The sequence below is a fragment of the Endozoicomonas sp. PH6C genome, assembly GCF_059322965.1.
On sequence record NZ_CP185342.1, the window covers coordinates 6,883,073 to 6,900,078 of the forward strand.

At 46.8% G+C, this 17,006-nt stretch carries 15 protein-coding genes; 13 read left to right on the forward strand and 2 right to left on the reverse strand.

The window, feature by feature from the left end; translation table 11 throughout:
* Nucleotides 1-93 precede the first annotated feature (93 nt).
* Nucleotides 94-2,610: an ATP-binding protein gene (locus ACOMG9_RS24565; RefSeq protein ID WP_494529561.1), complete on the forward strand. Its 2,517-nt coding sequence runs from the start codon at nt 94-96 to the stop codon at nt 2,608-2,610.
* 275 nt (nt 2,611-2,885) lie between these two features.
* Here ACOMG9_RS24565 and ACOMG9_RS24570 read toward each other — a convergent pair whose 3' ends face one another.
* Nucleotides 2,886-3,857 carry a Fe(3+) ABC transporter substrate-binding protein gene (locus tag ACOMG9_RS24570; protein WP_422136044.1) on the reverse strand — a complete coding sequence of 324 codons (972 nt, stop codon included), beginning with the start codon at nt 3,855-3,857 and terminating at the stop codon, nt 2,886-2,888.
* A 1,037-nt stretch (nt 3,858-4,894) separates the two neighbouring features.
* Here ACOMG9_RS24570 and mnmG point away from each other — a divergent pair.
* The 5 genes from mnmG (at nt 4,895) to ACOMG9_RS24595 (ending at nt 10,178) form a co-directional block, all read left to right on the forward strand.
* Nucleotides 4,895-6,769, forward strand: a complete 1,875-nt coding sequence (gene mnmG / locus ACOMG9_RS24575; RefSeq protein ID WP_448218585.1) for a tRNA uridine-5-carboxymethylaminomethyl(34) synthesis enzyme MnmG — start codon at nt 4,895-4,897, stop codon at nt 6,767-6,769.
* A 678-nt stretch (nt 6,770-7,447) separates the two neighbouring features.
* Entirely contained in the window at nt 7,448-8,092 is a 645-nt protein-coding gene (gene rsmG, locus ACOMG9_RS24580; protein WP_422136043.1) for a 16S rRNA (guanine(527)-N(7))-methyltransferase RsmG, read from the forward strand.
* 52 nt (nt 8,093-8,144) lie between these two features.
* Nucleotides 8,145-8,951 carry a ParA family protein gene (locus ACOMG9_RS24585; protein ID WP_448215078.1) on the forward strand — a complete coding sequence of 269 codons (807 nt, stop codon included), beginning with the start codon at nt 8,145-8,147 and terminating at the stop codon, nt 8,949-8,951.
* Nucleotides 8,951-9,853, forward strand: a complete 903-nt coding sequence (locus ACOMG9_RS24590) for a ParB/RepB/Spo0J family partition protein (protein ID WP_448215077.1) — start codon at nt 8,951-8,953, stop codon at nt 9,851-9,853. The genes ACOMG9_RS24585 and ACOMG9_RS24590 overlap by 1 nt, the downstream gene beginning before the upstream one ends.
* A gap of 136 nt (nt 9,854-9,989) precedes the next feature.
* Nucleotides 9,990-10,178, forward strand: coding sequence for a hypothetical protein (locus ACOMG9_RS24595; protein ID WP_448215076.1), 189 nt, complete (start codon nt 9,990-9,992; stop codon nt 10,176-10,178).
* Nucleotides 10,179-10,561: 383 nt separating this feature from the next.
* Here the strand turns inward: ACOMG9_RS24595 and ACOMG9_RS24600 are convergent, their stop codons facing one another.
* Nucleotides 10,562-10,831 (reverse strand): hypothetical protein, encoded by a 270-nt coding sequence (locus ACOMG9_RS24600; RefSeq protein ID WP_448215075.1) that lies wholly within the window; start codon nt 10,829-10,831, stop codon nt 10,562-10,564.
* A 451-nt stretch (nt 10,832-11,282) separates the two neighbouring features.
* Between ACOMG9_RS24600 and ACOMG9_RS24605 the strand changes: the two genes are divergently transcribed.
* The 7 genes from ACOMG9_RS24605 (at nt 11,283) to atpA (ending at nt 16,990) form a co-directional block, all read left to right on the forward strand.
* The gene (locus ACOMG9_RS24605) at nt 11,283-12,185 is read left to right on the forward strand and encodes a LysR substrate-binding domain-containing protein (RefSeq protein ID WP_448215074.1); all 903 of its coding nucleotides are present in this window, start codon (nt 11,283-11,285) and stop codon (nt 12,183-12,185) included.
* A 320-nt stretch (nt 12,186-12,505) separates the two neighbouring features.
* On the forward strand, nt 12,506-12,901 hold the full coding sequence (locus ACOMG9_RS24610; protein ID WP_422136038.1) for an ATP synthase subunit I: 396 nt from the start codon (nt 12,506-12,508) through the stop codon (nt 12,899-12,901).
* Between the two features lie 54 nt (nt 12,902-12,955).
* Nucleotides 12,956-13,837, forward strand: coding sequence for a F0F1 ATP synthase subunit A (atpB, locus tag ACOMG9_RS24615; protein WP_422136037.1), 882 nt, complete (start codon nt 12,956-12,958; stop codon nt 13,835-13,837).
* A gap of 91 nt (nt 13,838-13,928) precedes the next feature.
* Complete coding sequence (atpE, locus tag ACOMG9_RS24620) at nt 13,929-14,183, forward strand: F0F1 ATP synthase subunit C (protein WP_257253757.1); 255 nt, start codon at nt 13,929-13,931, stop codon at nt 14,181-14,183.
* A gap of 211 nt (nt 14,184-14,394) precedes the next feature.
* On the forward strand, nt 14,395-14,865 hold the full coding sequence (locus tag ACOMG9_RS24625; protein ID WP_422139378.1) for a F0F1 ATP synthase subunit B: 471 nt from the start codon (nt 14,395-14,397) through the stop codon (nt 14,863-14,865).
* Nucleotides 14,866-14,877: 12 nt separating this feature from the next.
* Nucleotides 14,878-15,411, forward strand: a complete 534-nt coding sequence (locus ACOMG9_RS24630) for a F0F1 ATP synthase subunit delta (RefSeq protein WP_422136035.1) — start codon at nt 14,878-14,880, stop codon at nt 15,409-15,411.
* A 37-nt stretch (nt 15,412-15,448) separates the two neighbouring features.
* Nucleotides 15,449-16,990: a F0F1 ATP synthase subunit alpha gene (gene atpA / locus ACOMG9_RS24635; protein WP_422136034.1), complete on the forward strand. Its 1,542-nt coding sequence runs from the start codon at nt 15,449-15,451 to the stop codon at nt 16,988-16,990.
* The last annotated feature ends 16 nt before the right edge of the window (nt 16,991-17,006 follow it).

Consider the following 17,006-nt stretch of genomic DNA (forward strand, 5'->3'; position numbering starts at 1 on the left):
CCTGAAGAACTGTCATAAAGAATTAAATTGGTCAGGCAAATGAGCTAAGGACTGTATTAACAGCAGATACAACTTAATAAAGGACGATTAATTATGGATAATGTAAATGTTTTTACTACCGGCCATCAGTCAGGTGTACCTCTCCAGTACGCAAAAACAGAAAATAGCCCCACTTCCACCTCTTCAGGTTCCACCTCAAGATGTGTAAAGCCCTCGCCAGTAAAAAATGGTGGTGAGATGAGCGTCACTGACAACCCGAAAGAAAGGGTGGATTCAAGCGGGCAGACGCAGAGTCTGAGGAAAAGAATCATTGAAGAGTCTAAAACTGCCGCAAGCGGTACTGTTATATCTGCAAAACAATATTGTCCCTCCTCTAATGCCTCTGTCTCAAAAGCTGATGATGCTATTATGGCAATTCATTTCAAATCTTTAGACGTGATAACTCCCTCTTACAAACCCTTCCCGGTAAGTCACAGTAATAAGCCCATGGATGAACAATTTGCCAATAAAACGATTCATTGGCTCCAGCAACTTAACACATCATACGAAGAGCGGAGCTCAGTCATGACAAGTTTTTATGATCCAGTTCCGTTTATGGACGCAAGTTCTACCCAATGGGACAATAGCTTTGTCACGGCAACCAACAATGCTTCCAGTTCGCCAAAAGTCCTGGAAGTAACTAAACGTCTGGGTGTTTTTTATGATGAGGATTATATGGACTATGAACTTCCCGGGCTGTCAATCGGTATTAACCTTGTGAAACACACTCTACCAGAATATTTTGATAGGACTTACATAAACAGCTTTGTAGGAATGGATAACGGGCATACCCCCAGTGAATGTCTGAATGCTTTTTTTCATGGCCCTACCATTGCAGACTGTGCGACAACCATGCTGGCCTGTCAGTATCGAGCCATTGAATCCATCATTGGCACCGACGAATTCAACCGGATCTTTGGTTCACCGGTGGCAAAATTTAGAATTTCCTGCACGATTAGCCAAAGCTCTTCTGACTTCGTGAATGGTGCTGAAAATTTAACACCGATCGAAATCAGCAACCCTATCTATAATCTGTTTTACGATCTTTCGCACCTTGACGAAACCGGCATTACTTCAAGTGACAAGGAACTGTCAAAACGGGATTTCAAAAAGGGTGATATCATCTACATTTCGGGCGTAAGTGACTACACGAAGAAACATAAATTGGGTAATGCTACAGGTTTTAATCTGATATGCACAGGGCAAAACAGCAGCGGACAGAATCTCTATCTGGGGTTTGGTCCGGATAAATTTGATGAACCGAAAACCTACGACCAAGTCAAAAAAATACTGATTGATGGTTACAATAAACAACAGGGTCCTGAAACAATCCGTGCAATCGAAAAGGGAGAAAGGCATTATGCCCAGCTGAAAGACCATACAGTACCCCATGACCACCCCATTGTTGGCATCACTTGTGCACTTCGCTTCAGTAATAATTACTGGAAATATTTTTTGTCGCAGTGCGATCAAGTCTGGCATTGTCAACCAGTGTTGCCTGTCACACCGACTATGGAACCAAAGCCGGTGCATCAGGTTTCACCGTTCACCATTGAAAATCTTGATTCTGATTTTGATCAATTCAAAGCCGACTCAAAACAGCAGAAACTGATGAAAGATACAGCCCTGAAGTTCGCACACGCTGTGATAAATAATCAGTATGAAGCCTCGCATAAAAAACCCATGGGACTATTCCTGAGCGGATCAGCGGGAATAGGAAAAACACATCTATGTACAGCGGTTGCCAAAAAAGCAGCCGAATATGGTGTTGACACCCTTTATATAGACGATTTAACAGCAGGTAATCTGTATAATGACTCAGAGGGTAATGAAACGCTATGGGCTGAAAAGATCAACGAAAAGCTTGCCGGAAAGGAATTGGTGGTCATCGATGATGCCAACGGCTTACTTAGCAAAAAACTTCTGGCAAAAACAATGAGACATGTGATGACTCATAACAAAGCCATCATGGTCAGTTCAAATGTTCATATTCCTGCCAAAGATGCAACCCCTGGCATTATTGATCCCTTAACCAGGAAAGCTCATAACTTTCTTTACCTGAGCAATTTGCAGAATGCCAGTCGCCGTTCCCAATGGTGGCGCAGTACTGAAGTTCATGCTGCTGATGCAATATCGCAACTGGCTCAGTATCACGGTGGCAAGGCGGCAGCAGTGATCACTGAGCGCGCTGTATCAATAGACGAAGTGGCCGGAATACTCAGTATTCCGGCAGATCAGATCCGCCAGGTGGGTTCCCCTCTTTTGCCCGGACTCCCACAAAAATTTAGTTCAGATTACTTTCTCAGCGATTTATCCAAAACACAGCATCAGGCTGTTTTTATGGAGTGTGATGCTGCTGGTGGTAAAATTGAAATTGAGCAGTTCACAAATATTGTTCAGAGAGTACACGATGAAGGCTTAAAGCTGGTGGTTAAAACCAAAGACCGCTCATTATTGTTAAAAAGTGTACTGAATTATTTAGAGGGTGACTCCTATATTAAAAATTACAGGCTCCGTATTGATGACCGACTCAAGCATATGTTCCGGGACTTTTCGGAATCCGGACTCTAGCAGCCTGTCGGACTTAAGACTGTCCTACTGCGGTTGCAATAAATTGGTCTAAAAATCTCTGTTTCTTCGTCAAATAGCTCGCTATTCTCCTCAGAAACAGAGATTTTTATCCTCAATTTCTTGCAATCCTCGCTACGGACGCTTAAGTCCGACAGGCTGCTAGCAGAATTGCTTTTACATCGAAAGATAAGGCGTCAAGGCCTCATAGACCAGAGTCAGAAGCAGAGAGCCAGCAAGCAGCCGCCGACTCTCCGGAAGGTCGAAAGGCCTTTTAATTACAGATCAAAACGGACTTCGTCTAACAGTTTCTGAGCGGTCGCATAGTTCTCTGCCAGCTTGTAAACAGGCAGATCGTCGGATTTGAACTCACCCCAGGAAGCAACCATTTTGGAAACCGGTACATCAGGATTTACAGGGTATTCCATGTTGACTTCAGCGAAGGTGGCCTGAGCTTTTTGACTGGCCAGGAATTCCATTAACTTAACGGCATTGTCTTTGTTGGGAGCGTATTTGGTCAGAACCATACCACTGACGTTGACGTGAGAGCCATTGCCTTTCTGATCAGGGAAGTTGATGTAAACGGACTCAGCCCATGGACGCTGTTCTTCATTGGTCATCATCTTGCCGAAGTAATAGCTGTTACCGATAGAGAGGTCGCAAACGCCTTCCGTGATAGCTTTTACCTGGGCACGGTCATTACCCTGAGGGCGACGGGCCAGGTTTTCCTTGAAACCTTCAAGCCATTCTTTAGTCGCTTCCTCACCATTGTGAGCGACATAAGCAGCAACGAGACCTACGTTATAGGCGTTTTTACCACTGCGTGTGCAGATTTTGCCTTTGTACTTTGGATCGGCCAGATCGTCGTAAGTGATGCCTTCCGGCTTCTCTGAACGTTTGGTGCTGTAGATATTTCTGACACGCTTGGTCAGGGCAAACCATTCACCCTCAGGGTCTCTATACTGGGCAGGAATGTCGTTATTGATTGATTGGCTGTCAACGGGCTGGCTGAGATCCTTTTCAACCAGATTCATCAGTCGGCTGATGTCTGTCGTCAATACCAGGTCAGCGGGGCTCAGTTTGCCTTCACGTTCGAGGCGCTCACTCAAACCTTTTTTGGCAAACACCATGTTGACTTCAATACCGGTGTCTTTGGTGAACTCTGCGAACAGAGGTTCAACCAGAAAAGGCTGACGATAGGAGTAAACATTAACCACTTCTGCGGCCAGGGAGATAGCAGATGCAGCCATAAGACCTGCTGCTAAGAGTGCTGAAGAGACTTTATTTTTCAACATGGACGACAACCGTATTTTTATAATATCAATCTAAATAGGAAACATTATCATTCGCGCATTCTACAGAAATTTCGTCTTATCGCCAGTTTTTATGAACATAAGTACTAACTTTTTTGTTCTATTCGCATACCATATTTCACAAATAGCATTCATTGATTTGGAATAGTTTTTGGAATGAAAGTTCAAAACATTGTTGTCAATCCACCCAACTAAAGAGCAGGACCAGGTTCTGGGTTGAGCGAATGCCCTTCCTTATGGTTGAGGTGTCCTTGAGCTTCCATAACACTCTGCGTCTTATCTGATCTTCTTTTTCTCCATCCCTTCAGAAATTATCAGTCTGCGAAAAACCTTCCGACTATTCGAAGTCGCTCATACCCTGTTGTGGATAAAAAATACCGCTTTATAAGTCTAAATACGCTTCAAACGCAGGTTTTATCAACCTTTCATTGGCGTGGTTCTGTTAGAAATGCCTTGTGGAAAGCTACATAGAGAAACTATTTATAGATACCGGGATAAGATATTGATAAATTTCGATTGTGGAAAAAGGCTCTTTTATCCACAAGAAAACTACACCTTAACCGAAAGGTTCCAACAGTAGACTGACACACTTATTCATTTTTTAAAATATTGATATATATATACTTTTTTTGCTTATCCACAGAAAATACTCACACTATTTATAATAAAAATATCTAATAACACTACGTTAAAGACGGCTATTGTATTTGATGTTACTCACAGGTAAGGACCTCTAAAAGCAGTAGGAAGACGACATACAAGATTTCGGGCTTTACGACTGAACCCCTGGCTGATAAGGCACTATGCTTTACGCCAATAGGAACAGAGCCTTTAACTGAACGAGTCCTCAGCGGGAAAAACAGGCGGAAAGGCATTTGTCATGAAAGATGCATGTTGTGGACAAAAGAGCTGAGGTATAATCCGCCTCCTTTTTACCAGACCCATAAACGAACAAAGGTGATGTGACCTTGGCAGTGGACTTTCCAACCCGGTTTGATGTGATAGTGATTGGTGGTGGCCAGGCGGGCACAGAGGCTGCTCTTGCTTCTGCACGTATGGGTGTTAAAACACTCTTGTTGACCCATAACATCGAAACTCTGGGGATGATGTCCTGCAATCCTGCCATCGGTGGTATTGGCAAAAGTCACCTGGTGAAAGAAGTGGATGCCCTGGGTGGTGCCATGGGTCGGGCTACGGATTTGGCGGGTATTCAGTTTCGGGTTTTGAATGCACGAAAGGGGCCAGCTGTCAGAGCCACCCGTGCCCAGGCTGATCGGGCACTTTATAAAGAAGCGATCCGAAACATTCTGGAAAACCAGGACAACCTGTGGATATTCCAGCAATCCGCTGATGACCTGATGGTTGAACAGAGTCAGGTTACCGGTGTGGTAACCAACATGGGGGTTCGTTTCCTTGCAACCAGTGTGGTCCTGACTGCAGGAACTTTTCTGGGTGGACGAATTCATATTGGTCTGGAAAATCACAGCGGTGGCAGAGCTGGAGACCCTCCCTCTATAGCCTTGGCCAATCGATTGAGAGATCTTGATCTGGCCGTTGAGCGTCTGAAAACAGGGACGCCTGCCCGTATTGACGCCCGTTCTGTTGATTTTTCGATGATGGCAGAGCAACCGGGTGATACTCCGGTTCCGGTCATGTCCTATCTGGGCTCTGTCGAACAGCATCCCCGTCAGGTGTCTTGTTATATTACCCACACCAACGAACGGACCCATGAGATCATTCGTGGTGGTCTTGACCGTTCACCTATGTTTACCGGGGTGATTGAAGGTATTGGCCCAAGATACTGTCCTTCTATTGAAGACAAGATCACCCGCTTTGCCGACAAGTCTTCACACCAGGTATTCCTTGAGCCAGAAGGTCTGAATACCAATGAGCTCTACCCCAATGGGATTTCTACCAGTCTTCCCTTCGACGTTCAGGTCGATCTGGTGCGTTCCATCCCTGGTCTGGAAAATGCGCATATTACCCGTCCGGGTTATGCCATTGAATACGATTATTTTGACCCGAGAGGTTTGAAATATTCTCTTGAAACAAAAGCGATCGGTGGTTTGTTCTTTGCCGGGCAAATTAATGGCACTACTGGCTATGAAGAAGCTGCGGCCCAGGGACTGTTGGCTGGTTTAAATGCTGGACTGAGAGCGCAGGGTAAAGAGAGCTGGTGTCCTCGCAGGGACGAAGCCTACATTGGCGTTCTGGTGGACGATCTGATTACCAATGGCACCAGTGAACCCTATAGAATGTTTACCAGCCGTGCCGAATATCGTCTGATTCTGCGTGAAGATAATGCCGATTTGCGTCTGACAGAAAAAGGTCGTGAGCTGGGTCTGGTGGACGATGAGCGCTGGTCGGCATTCTGCGACAAAAAAGAGCGAATTGAGAAGGAACATGAACGCCTTCGGACCACATTCATTCATCCAGAGACCGAAGCTTCTGCAAAAATCGACAATAAGCTCTCCAAGCCCATCAGTCGTGAATACAGCCTGCAGGAACTACTGCGTCGTCCCGAGCTGACTTATGCGGATGTTGCCGCACTCTCCGGTGAACCGGAAGCTAATCCCCAAGTCTGTGAGCAGGTTGAAATTGCTACCAAATACGAAGGTTATATCCATCGCCAGACGGAAGAGATTGATCGTCTGCGCCGTTATGAGGGCACAAAGATTCCTGAGGCTCTGGATTACAGTGTGATCGAGGGGTTGTCTAATGAGCTGAAGCAGAAGCTTAATGATAACAGGCCTGAAACTCTGGGACGGGCTTCCCGAATTCAGGGGATGACGCCCGCAGCGGTTTCCTTGCTACTGATTCATCTTAAAAAACGCTCGATGGTTGCCTGATTTTGACCCGCTGACGCAGGCTTGACTTTCTGGTCGAGAAATCAAGCCTGCTTCGATTCGGGAATCGGTTACTTCTTTTCAGAGCCAAGTCACGGTATGACTGGCGCTTTGTTTTTAGAGGATTACGCGGAGCCACTCGTCCTTTTTTTACCGAATAGGGCGTGACGGGTTGAGTGATCAGAGTGGGTTTCCTGATATTCAGAGTCGATGGTGAAAAGTCAGTGATTAACTGAGTCTGCTCTCTAACAGTCAATCTGGTTTCTGACGGATCACCTGAGAAAAGATCAACCGCTGACTTAAGCCTGCTCAGAATAGTCTGTGAGAGTCGTTTGATTATTTTTTTCATAAGTTTGTTGATAACGCATTGTGTGACTTCGCAGAGAAATTAGTAGAGGCACAGCCAAGAGTTTATCATCACCATCTCTTGTCTGATCGACGATTTGTACTCCGACCTTTTCTTTAAACCTATCCGCCAAACCGGTTGTTCACCATCGAGAAGGTTTAATTTCAGCCTGCAAAGTCGCAAATCGGGTTCGATACTGTTTTTTTATCAATAAGACTATGAAAATTAACGTGCAATCAGAAGGTTATGAATTCGACTGAATCTGCTATTTGCAATACACTATCCATCAAGCCGTGAGGCTGTGAATCCATGTACCCTATCTGGACTGTTTCTTGATGTCTTTTCTGTCCTTACGTGAACGCATCTGCGAGGGAGCAGTTGCGCAATCTCTGATACTGGCGGACAGCCAGGCAGACTTGCTGACAGGTTATGTAGAGCTGCTTGCCAAATGGAACAAAGCTTATAATCTGACCGCCGTCAGGGATCCGCTGGAAATGGTGTCACGACACATACACGACAGCCTGAGTATTGCGCCCTTTATGGAAGGGGATCATCTGATGGACGTAGGTTCCGGGCCCGGTCTGCCAGGCATACCTATGGCGATCCTTAATCCAGAAAAGCACTACACCCTGTTGGACAGTAATGGTAAGAAAACCCGTTTTATGACTCAGGCCAAAACAGAGCTGGGTCTTGAAAATATCACAGTGGCGAATTGCCGGGTAGAATCCTTTGAGGCAATCCAGCCATTTGACGTTATTATGTCCAGAGCATTCAGTTCTCTGGCTGATATGGTGAATGGCAGCCACCATCTGATCAAGGCAGGTGGTAAGTTTCTGGCAATGAAAGGCCTGTTCCCGGAACAGGAACTGGTCGATCTGAAGCAGCTAAGACCAGAAATTTCCCTGCTGGAAAGCCATGCCCTTGACGTCCCGGGTTGTGAAGCACAGAGGCATCTGGTTATCCTGAAGGCTGACGTGTAATTTAAACAGACAGCTTTTCACAAACATAAAGACGATACGGTAGCAATTGGCAGTGGGAAAAATTCTTGCGGTAACGAACCAAAAAGGTGGGGTAGGAAAGACCACTTCCTGCATCAACCTGTCCGCCTCTCTGGTAGCGACCAAGCGAAAGGTGTTACTGGTTGATATGGACCCTCAGGGAAATGCCACGACGGGAAGTGGTATCAATAAACATGACCTGGAGTATTCCTCCTATCAGGTTCTGACCGGGCGATGCGCCATCGATCAGGCTATTGAGAACGCTGAAGATGCGGGCTACGACGTGGTTCCCACTAACGCTGACCTCACTGCCGCTGAAGTAGAGCTTATGTCGATGGAAGCCAGAGAAACCCGACTGAGAAGTGCTCTGGCTTCTGTCAGTGAACGCTATGACTATATTCTGATTGATTGCCCTCCGTCGCTTAATATGCTGACGCTGAATGCTCTGGTGGCTGCAGAAGGCGTTATTATCCCGATGCAGTGCGAATATTATGCGCTGGAGGGTTTAACTGCCCTGATGGAAACCATTACCGGTATCAGACAGACCATTAATCCGAAGCTCCATATTGAGGGGCTACTCAGGACTATGTACGACCCCCGAATGGGTTTGACCAACGAAGTATCCAGACAGCTGATTGGTCATTTTGGTGATCAGGTTTATCGTACCGTTATTCCACGGAATGTGCGTCTGGCTGAGGCCCCGAGCCATGGCAAACCAGTGCTGGCTTATGACCGAACCTCCAGGGGGGCGGTAGCTTACCTGGCGCTGGCGGGTGAGCTGGTTCGCAGACAAGAGGCTCTTAACAAGGGGCTCAAGACTGAAAGGAAGACAGGGACCTGATGGCTAAAAAACGTCTTGGCACCAATTTAAGTGCATTGATGGGAGGCGCTAACCTCTCATCATCGGTTTCCGATGAACTAACCAACCCGACAGAAACGCCTGAAGGCGAAACACTTCAGAATAAGGAACTTAAAGAGATTCCTGTCGAGTTTATGGTGCGTGGCAAATATCAGCCGCGTCGGGATATGCATCCGGATGCGCTGGAAGAACTGGCTGAAAGTATCAAAGCCCAGGGCATCATGCAGCCTATTGTGGTTCGTCCTCTGTCCCGGAATCGTTATGAAATCATTGCCGGAGAACGTCGCTGGAGAGCCGCACAGCTGGCTGGTCTGGCGGAGGTACCAGCCTTGGTTCGGGATGTTCCTGACGAAGCAGCCATAGCGATGTCTCTGATTGAGAACATTCAGCGGGAAGATCTTAATCCCATTGAAGAAGCCATTGCGCTGTCCCGCTTGCAGAAAGAGTTTGAACTGACGCAGCAGGAAGTGGCTGAGGCCGTGGGTAAATCCAGAGCAGCAGTAGCCAACATCTTACGTCTGATGTCTTTGAGTTCTGACGTGAAGAAAATGCTGGAATACGGTGACCTGGAGATGGGTCACGCCCGGGCTCTGTTGCCCCTGTCTGATATGGAGCAGCTGGAAGCCGCAAGAACGGTTGTGGCCAAAGGACTCTCAGTTCGCCAGACAGAAGCTCTGGTGCGTCGCATGGTGCAGGAAAAAGAACAGGGCAAGAAAAAAACCTCGATGAAAATAGATCCTGACATCAAGCGTCTGGAAGATGACTTATCGGATCGTGTCGGAGCCAGGGTTGCCATTACTCATAACGCCAAAGGCAAGGGAAAGCTGGTGATTTCCTACAATAGCCTGGATGAACTGGACGGGGTTCTGGCGCATATTCAATAAGTGTCCGATACCCAATAAACACTAGGCAGGTTGTTCGCAAAACCCTGATACCAGCGTGATTGTCAATTAACCTGCCCGTTTTGTGGCGATAATATTGCAGGTACCGGAGAGGCGTTTGTTGCTTTCGCTTCCCCGGATGAAAACCGTCAGATTTTGGCAGATTGTATTAGCCGAAGGAAAAGGTCAGGCTGTTCCCGGTGCCAACAATAATTGGGGCATTGCTCCCATCACTAGCAAGATAGACCTGAATGTGACAGTTGAAACGGCTCCCGGCAAAAAAGAGAAGTTATTACAGGTAAAAAAACGGCTGCATAAAGCAGCCTAATACCTTGTCGTACACTGGTCAGCTTGGAAAAAGCTATCGGATTTTGTCCTGATGATCACGGGTTTAAAGAAACAAAATCCGACACCATTTTCACAGCATCGATTAATACATTACCAGCTGCTGATAATAGATATTTTGTACATTTATTTTATCTTGTTGTGTTTTATTCTGATCCCTCTTATAGCTGCTTATCTTTCAATGTCGGAGGTTGAAGGTAGCGGCTATTTATAGCGCTTGATGATGGTGAACGAATTATAGAGTTCTGAAAGTCTTTCTGGATAATCAATAAAATTACAGGCGCATATAAGTCAAACTTATGGGTTGTGTGTTATTGTTACCGGGCTCCTGAAAACTGGCAAGTTTGTCGGTTATTAAAAAGTAGCTCAATGCATGGTCAGACAAGATTTAGCCTTGAAAAAGTGTTCGAATTTTGTCCTGCAATAAGTCGCAGGAGCAGACAAAACCGGGTAACTTTTTCGAAGACCTGAACATTTCAAATGTTTATCTGCTTCACGGAAAAAAGCACCAGGATTATCAAGTGTTGATGAATACTTTCTCTTTTTTTTGCAGTACACAATCTTTTCAAGAACGGATGTTTGTTTTTTAAGATCAACCCAATGCTTTACATTTCGATCATTATATACTTGGTACATAGCCACTCCTTGTTGGACAATTATCATAAAAATCTTTCTGAGTACGGTTTCAAAACAACTCTAAGATGAGTGTTATTATTGATCTGCGAGGGTGGCTGCATTATAAGGAGTAGGCTTATTCCCTGAATAATCAATAAATCAAGAGAGTCTTATAATGAGCACTTATGAGTGAGTAATTGATAGACAAATGAGGAAAACCTAAATCTACTTAAAAATCTTGACGGTTTTATTACAAAAGTCGTTAAGGTTATCGAGGGATGACGTACTCTATTTTATAATGTGCGTGTAACGAAGGACCTCTTTCATTGCGGGTGTCATTTTTTTAGGCCAACCCAGGTTTTGGTGTCCTGTTCACTAATAACAACTCCTAAAATTTAAGGTGTTAATTTTATCTATGCCACCCGGGATTTCACCGTCCTTTTTGAGCTGGCAATGGATATCGGAGCAGTAAATGCGTATCACATTGAGGCAGCTTGAAATTTTTAAGGCGGTCGCCCAGTCCGGCAGAGTTACAGCAGCAGCAGAATCCCTGTTTATTTCGCAGCCCGCTGCCAGTATGGCACTGTCAGAACTGGAAAAGCATTTAGGCCCCTTATTTGACCGACATGCTGGTGCGTCCATGGCATTAAACGACTCTGGTCGATCATTATTACCCATGGCAGCAGAGCTGATCGATCGGGCCAACGAGATTGAAACCCAGTTTATAGAGGACAGCTGCTATAAAGAGGGAACGCTGAAGATACATGCAAGTTCTACCATTGGTAATAACCTGATGCCTCGTATTCTTGGGAGGTTTTTCAAGGAATTTCCCCATATCAGGGCCGAACTGGCGGTTGAAAATACCCGCAGTATTCAGCAGAGAATATTGGCTATGGAGATTGATCTGGGCGTCGTTGAAGGCAGCTGTCTGCACCCGGAAATAGAAGTGATCCCCTGGCGCGAAGATGAGCTTGTTATTATTTGTCATCCTGACCACCCCATGGCCGGGAAGACCGTGGATCTTCAGTCCCTGAAACACGAAGAGTGGATACTCAGGGAGCCAGGCTCAGGAACCCGGGAACTGTTTGATGAAGTCTTGGCAACACGTTTATGTACACCTAACGTTATAATGAGTCTTAACCGGGCCGAAGCCGTCAAGCAGGCTGTTATGGAAGGGTTGGGTATTGGTTGTATTTCCAACCTGGCTATATGGCGGGCCAGGAATGCCGGTCTGCTATCGACCATCAACGTGTCTGACCTGACTCTGAATCGTCATTTTTATCTGTTACTTAACAGGAAAAAATATCGAAGTGGCGTGATCAAGAAAGTCTCTGAGTTTATTTTGCAATGGGATGACGAGCTTTTGGTCCATTAGCTATTGAACGTCATTCATTGGGACTCACGGGATAATATTCTTCCGAAGTCGTATAGTGTCAACCTTTAAGATATTAGTTGAACGCAGGTGCATGTCACTAGTATACTTTCGCGCGCCGTAGGGGTGAAAAAAAGTTCTAAGATTTTCAGTTGTGTGAAGTTTTGCCATCTGATGTTTAACTGTATTCACACATCGCAAAGGCTGAAACCCCTGGTATTTTCTGAGGGGCGGATCAAGACTTATCAGACCTGTTAAGATACTCAGGTCAAGCGCAGGAGCCTGTGTCTGTAAAGACGACGTGGAGAGTCAAAAGTAAAGAGATGTTTAGAAGTGACAGTCGGGCCAGTTACCCGCACCTGCAACAGCCACGTATCTATCGTGTTGTCGTTGCTCAACTGTTGGCTACAGTATCTCTGACATTGCTTTTGCTGCCGCTGGGTAAGTCTTTCGCTATATCCGCTCTGTCAGGTGGTTTGGCATGCAGCGTCCCCAATGCTTATCTGGTCTGGAGAGCATTTCGATACCGGGGAGCCAGTGCGGCACAGAAAATAGTCAGGTCTTTTTATCAGGGTGAAGCGGGGAAGTTTGCCTTAACGGTTCTGGCGTTCGTTCTGATTTTTACACGGATACCGTCAATCGACCCCCTGACGATGTTCGGTGCATTTGCTTTGATTCAGGCGGTAAACTGGCTGACCCCTCTTCTTATTAAGAGTTGAGGCAGGTTTACTGACGACAGATTTATACAATGATGATGGTGTACGGGAAAATTCATGGCGACGACTGCAACTGAGTACATAGCCCACCACCTGCAGAATCTTACCTTCGGTAAGCTGCCTGCAGGTTTTGAACGTGTGGACAATTATGGCAATGAGCTGGGTGTTCTGTCGGAAGACACCTGGACCTTTGCCAGAACCGCTGCTGAAGCAAAAGAAATGGGTTTCTGGGCGCTGCACGTAGACAGTCTGTTCTGGTCTGTTCTGCTGGGTGTGGTGTTCATCTCGATCTTCCGTATGGTGGCCAGGCGTGCATCTGCCGGTGTTCCTACTGGCATGCAGAATCTGGTTGAAATGGTCGTTGAGTTTGTGGATGGCAGTGTCAAAGACTCTTTTCATGGCAGAAATAACCTGATCGCCCCGCTTGCATTGACTATTTTCTGTTGGGTTTTCTTTATGAACCTGATGGACCTGATCCCTGTTGACTGGATCCCGGGGCTGGCCTCTGCTTTGGGCATTCCTTATATGAAGATTGTACCGAGTACAGATCCGAATATTACTCTGGGTATGTCCCTCTCTGTCTTTATGTTAATTATCTTTTACTCGATCAAAGTGAAAGGTATAGGTGGTTTTATTGGTGAGCTGACCCTGCATCCGTTCAGCAGCCCTAACAAAGCTGTGCAGGCTCTGTTGATTCCAATCAACTTCCTGCTGGAATCTGTGACCATGATTGCCAAGCCTATCTCTCTGGCTCTGCGTCTTTTTGGTAATATGTACGCAGGTGAGCTGATCTTTATCCTGATTGCCCTGGTCGGCTACATGCAGCTACCTTTGCACTTTGGATGGGCTGTTTTCCATATTCTTGTGGTCACTCTGCAAGCATTCATCTTTATGATTTTGACCATTGTTTATCTAAGCATGGCAAGCGAAGACCATTAATTATAGATATTGTACGTCAGCTGACTGACGTAGTGTGTTAACTAACCTAAAACTTCAATTTAACAAAGACCACAATAGGTCGGGAGGAAATATGGAACTGGTAGTAGGTCTGACTGCAATCGGTGTTGCTTTCATGCTGGGTCTTGCGGCTCTGGCTACAGCTATCGGCTTTGGTTTGCTGGGTGGAAAATTCCTTGAAGGCGTTGCCAGACAGCCTGAAACGGCACCAATGCTGCAAACCAAAATGTTTATCGTAGCGGGTCTTCTTGACGCTGTGCCAATGATTGCTGTGGGTATAGCCCTGTTCTTCACCTTTGCTAACCCTTTTGTAGCTCTGGTTCAGTAATCGCTGCAGTGAAGATCCGGCTTGGCGTTGAAGTACGGCCGGTCTGAGAGCCGTAACGAAACGAAAAGCCGAATAAAGATCCTGGATGTACTCGTAGGCTGGGTAAGCTGATCTAAACAACTTTGTTGGGAGCGTCTTATTTTGCTAAATAGAAGTAGTACGCTCATCTGAGGCAGGATTTTAAGATTTTACTGGAGCATTTGGAGTTCGCATGAATATCAATGCAACTATCATCGGTCAGACGATCGCCTTTGCTGTGTTTGTCTGGTTCTGCATGAAGTATGTATGGCCACCCATCATGCAGGCCCTCAACGACCGTAAGAAACAAATCGCTGACGGACTGGACGCTGCAGCTCGTGGTCAGAAAGAGCTGGAACTGGCTCAGAAAAAAGTTCTCGAAGAACTGCGTGAAGCCCGTGAAAAGGCTCAGGAAATCATCGAGCTGGCAAACAAGCGTTCTGCCCAGATCCTTGACGAGGCTAAAGATCAGGCCCGTGAAGAAGCTGATCGCATCAAGGTGGCTGCGCAGGCTGACATTGAGCAGGAAGCCAACAGAGCCCGCGAAGCTCTGCGTTCACAGGTTGCAGCCCTGGCTGTAGTCGGTGCTGAGCGTATTCTGGGTGAAAATCTGGATGAGTCAGCTAACAGCCGTCTGGTTGATGACCTGGTTGCTGAACTCTAAAGGGGATTGACCATGGAATTGACTACATGTGCCCGTCCCTACGCCAAGGCCGCATTCAAGATAGCAAAAGAGCACGACCAGTTATTTGAATGGTCTCAGATGCTAACTTTATGTGCGAGTATATCCAGGCGTGAGGCTGTGGGCAGGATGCTGAAAGACCCGTCCACCACAGGGGACATGAAGGCAGACGCCTTTATCGAACTGTGCAAAGGCAGTCTTTCGGTTGAAGTCGAGAATTACATTCGGATCCTTACGAATAAAAAACGGATTTTTCTGCTTCCCCAGATCGACGCGATCTTTGAGCAGATGAAAGCACAAGATCAGAGTTATCAGGATATAGTCGTCACTTCGGCTTTCCCGCTGTCCGATGAACAGCAGGACAAAATCGCAAAGAAAGTTGAAAAACGACTTGGTCGATCAGTACGAATGCATACACAGGTAGATACCTACCTGATCGGCGGCGTCATCGTGAAAGCTGGAGACCTCGTTATCGACGGCAGTGTCCGCTCGCGGTTGACCAAGCTTGCCGATGCGATGATTTCATAATTACTTTTTTTTAAGTAAAAAGTTTGGCAGGTAAGCTATGCAACTGAATCCTTCCGAGGTCAGTGACATCATCAAGAGCCGCATAGAGCAGCTTGATGTGTCCAGTGAAGCCCGCAATGAGGGCACCATCGTCAGTGTCACTGACGGTATTGTTCGTATACACGGTCTGCAAGACGTAATGTACGGGGAAATGATCAAGTTCTCCGGCGGTGTATACGGTATGGCGTTGAACCTGGAGCAGGACTCCGTCGGCGCTGTTGTATTAGGTGACTATAGTCAGTTGGCTGAGGGCCAGACTGTTCAGTGCACCGGTCGAATTCTTGAAGTACCTGTTGGCAGGCAGTTGCTGGGACGTGTTGTTGACGCGCTGGGTAACCCCATCGACGGCAAAGGTCCCGTTGAAGCCACTGAAACTTCGCCAATCGAAAAAGTAGCGCCAGGCGTTATTGCCCGTCAGTCTGTAGACGAGCCGATTCAGACAGGTTACAAGTCCGTTGATGCCATGGTTCCTGTTGGTCGTGGTCAGCGTGAGTTGATCATCGGTGACCGTCAGACGGGTAAGACCGCTCTGGCCATCGACGCGATCATCAACCAGAAAGGTACTGGTATCAAGTGCGTTTACGTAGCGATTGGCCAGAAGCAGTCTTCTATCGCCAACGTGGTACGCAAGCTCGAAGAGCATGGCGCAATGGAACACACCATAGTTGTTGCCGCAGGAGCTTCTGATCCGGCATCCATGCAGTTCCTGGCGCCATTTGCCGGTTGCTCCATGGGTGAATACTTCCGCGATCTGGGTGAAGATGCCCTGATTGTTTATGATGATCTGACCAAGCAGGCCTGGGCCTATCGTCAGATCTCTCTGTTGCTGCGCCGTCCACCGGGCCGTGAAGCTTATCCGGGTGACGTATTCTACTTGCACTCCCGTCTGCTGGAGCGTGCTTCTCGTGTAAACGCCGAGCATGTTGAAAAGCTGACCGATGGTAAAGTGAAAGGCCAGACCGGTTCCCTGACCGCCCTGCCCATCATCGAAACCCAGGCAGGTGACGTATCGGCCTTCGTACCGACTAACGTAATCTCTATTACCGATGGTCAGATCTTCCTGGAAACCGATCTGTTCAATGCGGGTATCCGTCCTGCGATGAACGCTGGTATCTCCGTATCCCGTGTAGGTGGTGCTGCCCAGACCAAGATCATCAAGAAACTGGGTGGTGGTATCCGTCTGGCTCTGGCTCAGTATCGTGAACTGCAGGCGTTTGCCCAGTTTGCTTCTGACCTTGATGAAGCTACCCGCAAGCAGCTCGAACACGGTCAGCGTGTTACTGAACTGATGAAGCAGAAACAGTACGCGCCAATGTCTGTTGCTGACATGGGTGTTGTCATCTACGCCGCTGAAAAAGGCTACCTGGAAGGCGTTGAGTTAAACAAGATCCTGGACTTTGAAGCTGCCCTGTTGAGCTTTGTAAACTCTGAATTCAGTGAGCTGATGGCTCGCATCAACGAATCTGGAGATTACAACGGTGAAATTGAAGAGGGTATCAAAGCGGCTATTGAGAAGTTCAAGGCCACCCAGTCATGGTAACAGTTTTCAGTGGTCA

What these genes read in the sequence shown, in the direction of transcription:
- ACOMG9_RS24565 (WP_494529561.1), top strand. Translation starts at nt 94, where the DNA reads ATGGATAATGTAAATGTTTTTACTACCGGCCATCAGTCAGGTGTACCT.
- ACOMG9_RS24570 (WP_422136044.1), bottom strand. Translation starts at nt 3,857, where the DNA reads ATGGCTGCATCTGCTATCTCCCTGGCCGCAGAAGTGGTTAATGTTTAC.
- rsmG (WP_422136043.1), top strand. Translation starts at nt 7,448, where the DNA reads ATGTCTTTTCTGTCCTTACGTGAACGCATCTGCGAGGGAGCAGTTGCG.
- ACOMG9_RS24590 (WP_448215077.1), top strand. Translation starts at nt 8,951, where the DNA reads ATGGCTAAAAAACGTCTTGGCACCAATTTAAGTGCATTGATGGGAGGC.
- ACOMG9_RS24595 (WP_448215076.1), top strand. Translation starts at nt 9,990, where the DNA reads ATGAAAACCGTCAGATTTTGGCAGATTGTATTAGCCGAAGGAAAAGGT.
- ACOMG9_RS24600 (WP_448215075.1), bottom strand. Translation starts at nt 10,831, where the DNA reads ATGTACCAAGTATATAATGATCGAAATGTAAAGCATTGGGTTGATCTT.
- ACOMG9_RS24605 (WP_448215074.1), top strand. Translation starts at nt 11,283, where the DNA reads ATGCGTATCACATTGAGGCAGCTTGAAATTTTTAAGGCGGTCGCCCAG.
- ACOMG9_RS24610 (WP_422136038.1), top strand. Translation starts at nt 12,506, where the DNA reads ATGTTTAGAAGTGACAGTCGGGCCAGTTACCCGCACCTGCAACAGCCA.
- atpB (WP_422136037.1), top strand. Translation starts at nt 12,956, where the DNA reads ATGGCGACGACTGCAACTGAGTACATAGCCCACCACCTGCAGAATCTT.
- atpE (WP_257253757.1), top strand. Translation starts at nt 13,929, where the DNA reads ATGGAACTGGTAGTAGGTCTGACTGCAATCGGTGTTGCTTTCATGCTG.
- ACOMG9_RS24625 (WP_422139378.1), top strand. Translation starts at nt 14,395, where the DNA reads ATGAATATCAATGCAACTATCATCGGTCAGACGATCGCCTTTGCTGTG.
- ACOMG9_RS24630 (WP_422136035.1), top strand. Translation starts at nt 14,878, where the DNA reads ATGGAATTGACTACATGTGCCCGTCCCTACGCCAAGGCCGCATTCAAG.
- atpA (WP_422136034.1), top strand. Translation starts at nt 15,449, where the DNA reads ATGCAACTGAATCCTTCCGAGGTCAGTGACATCATCAAGAGCCGCATA.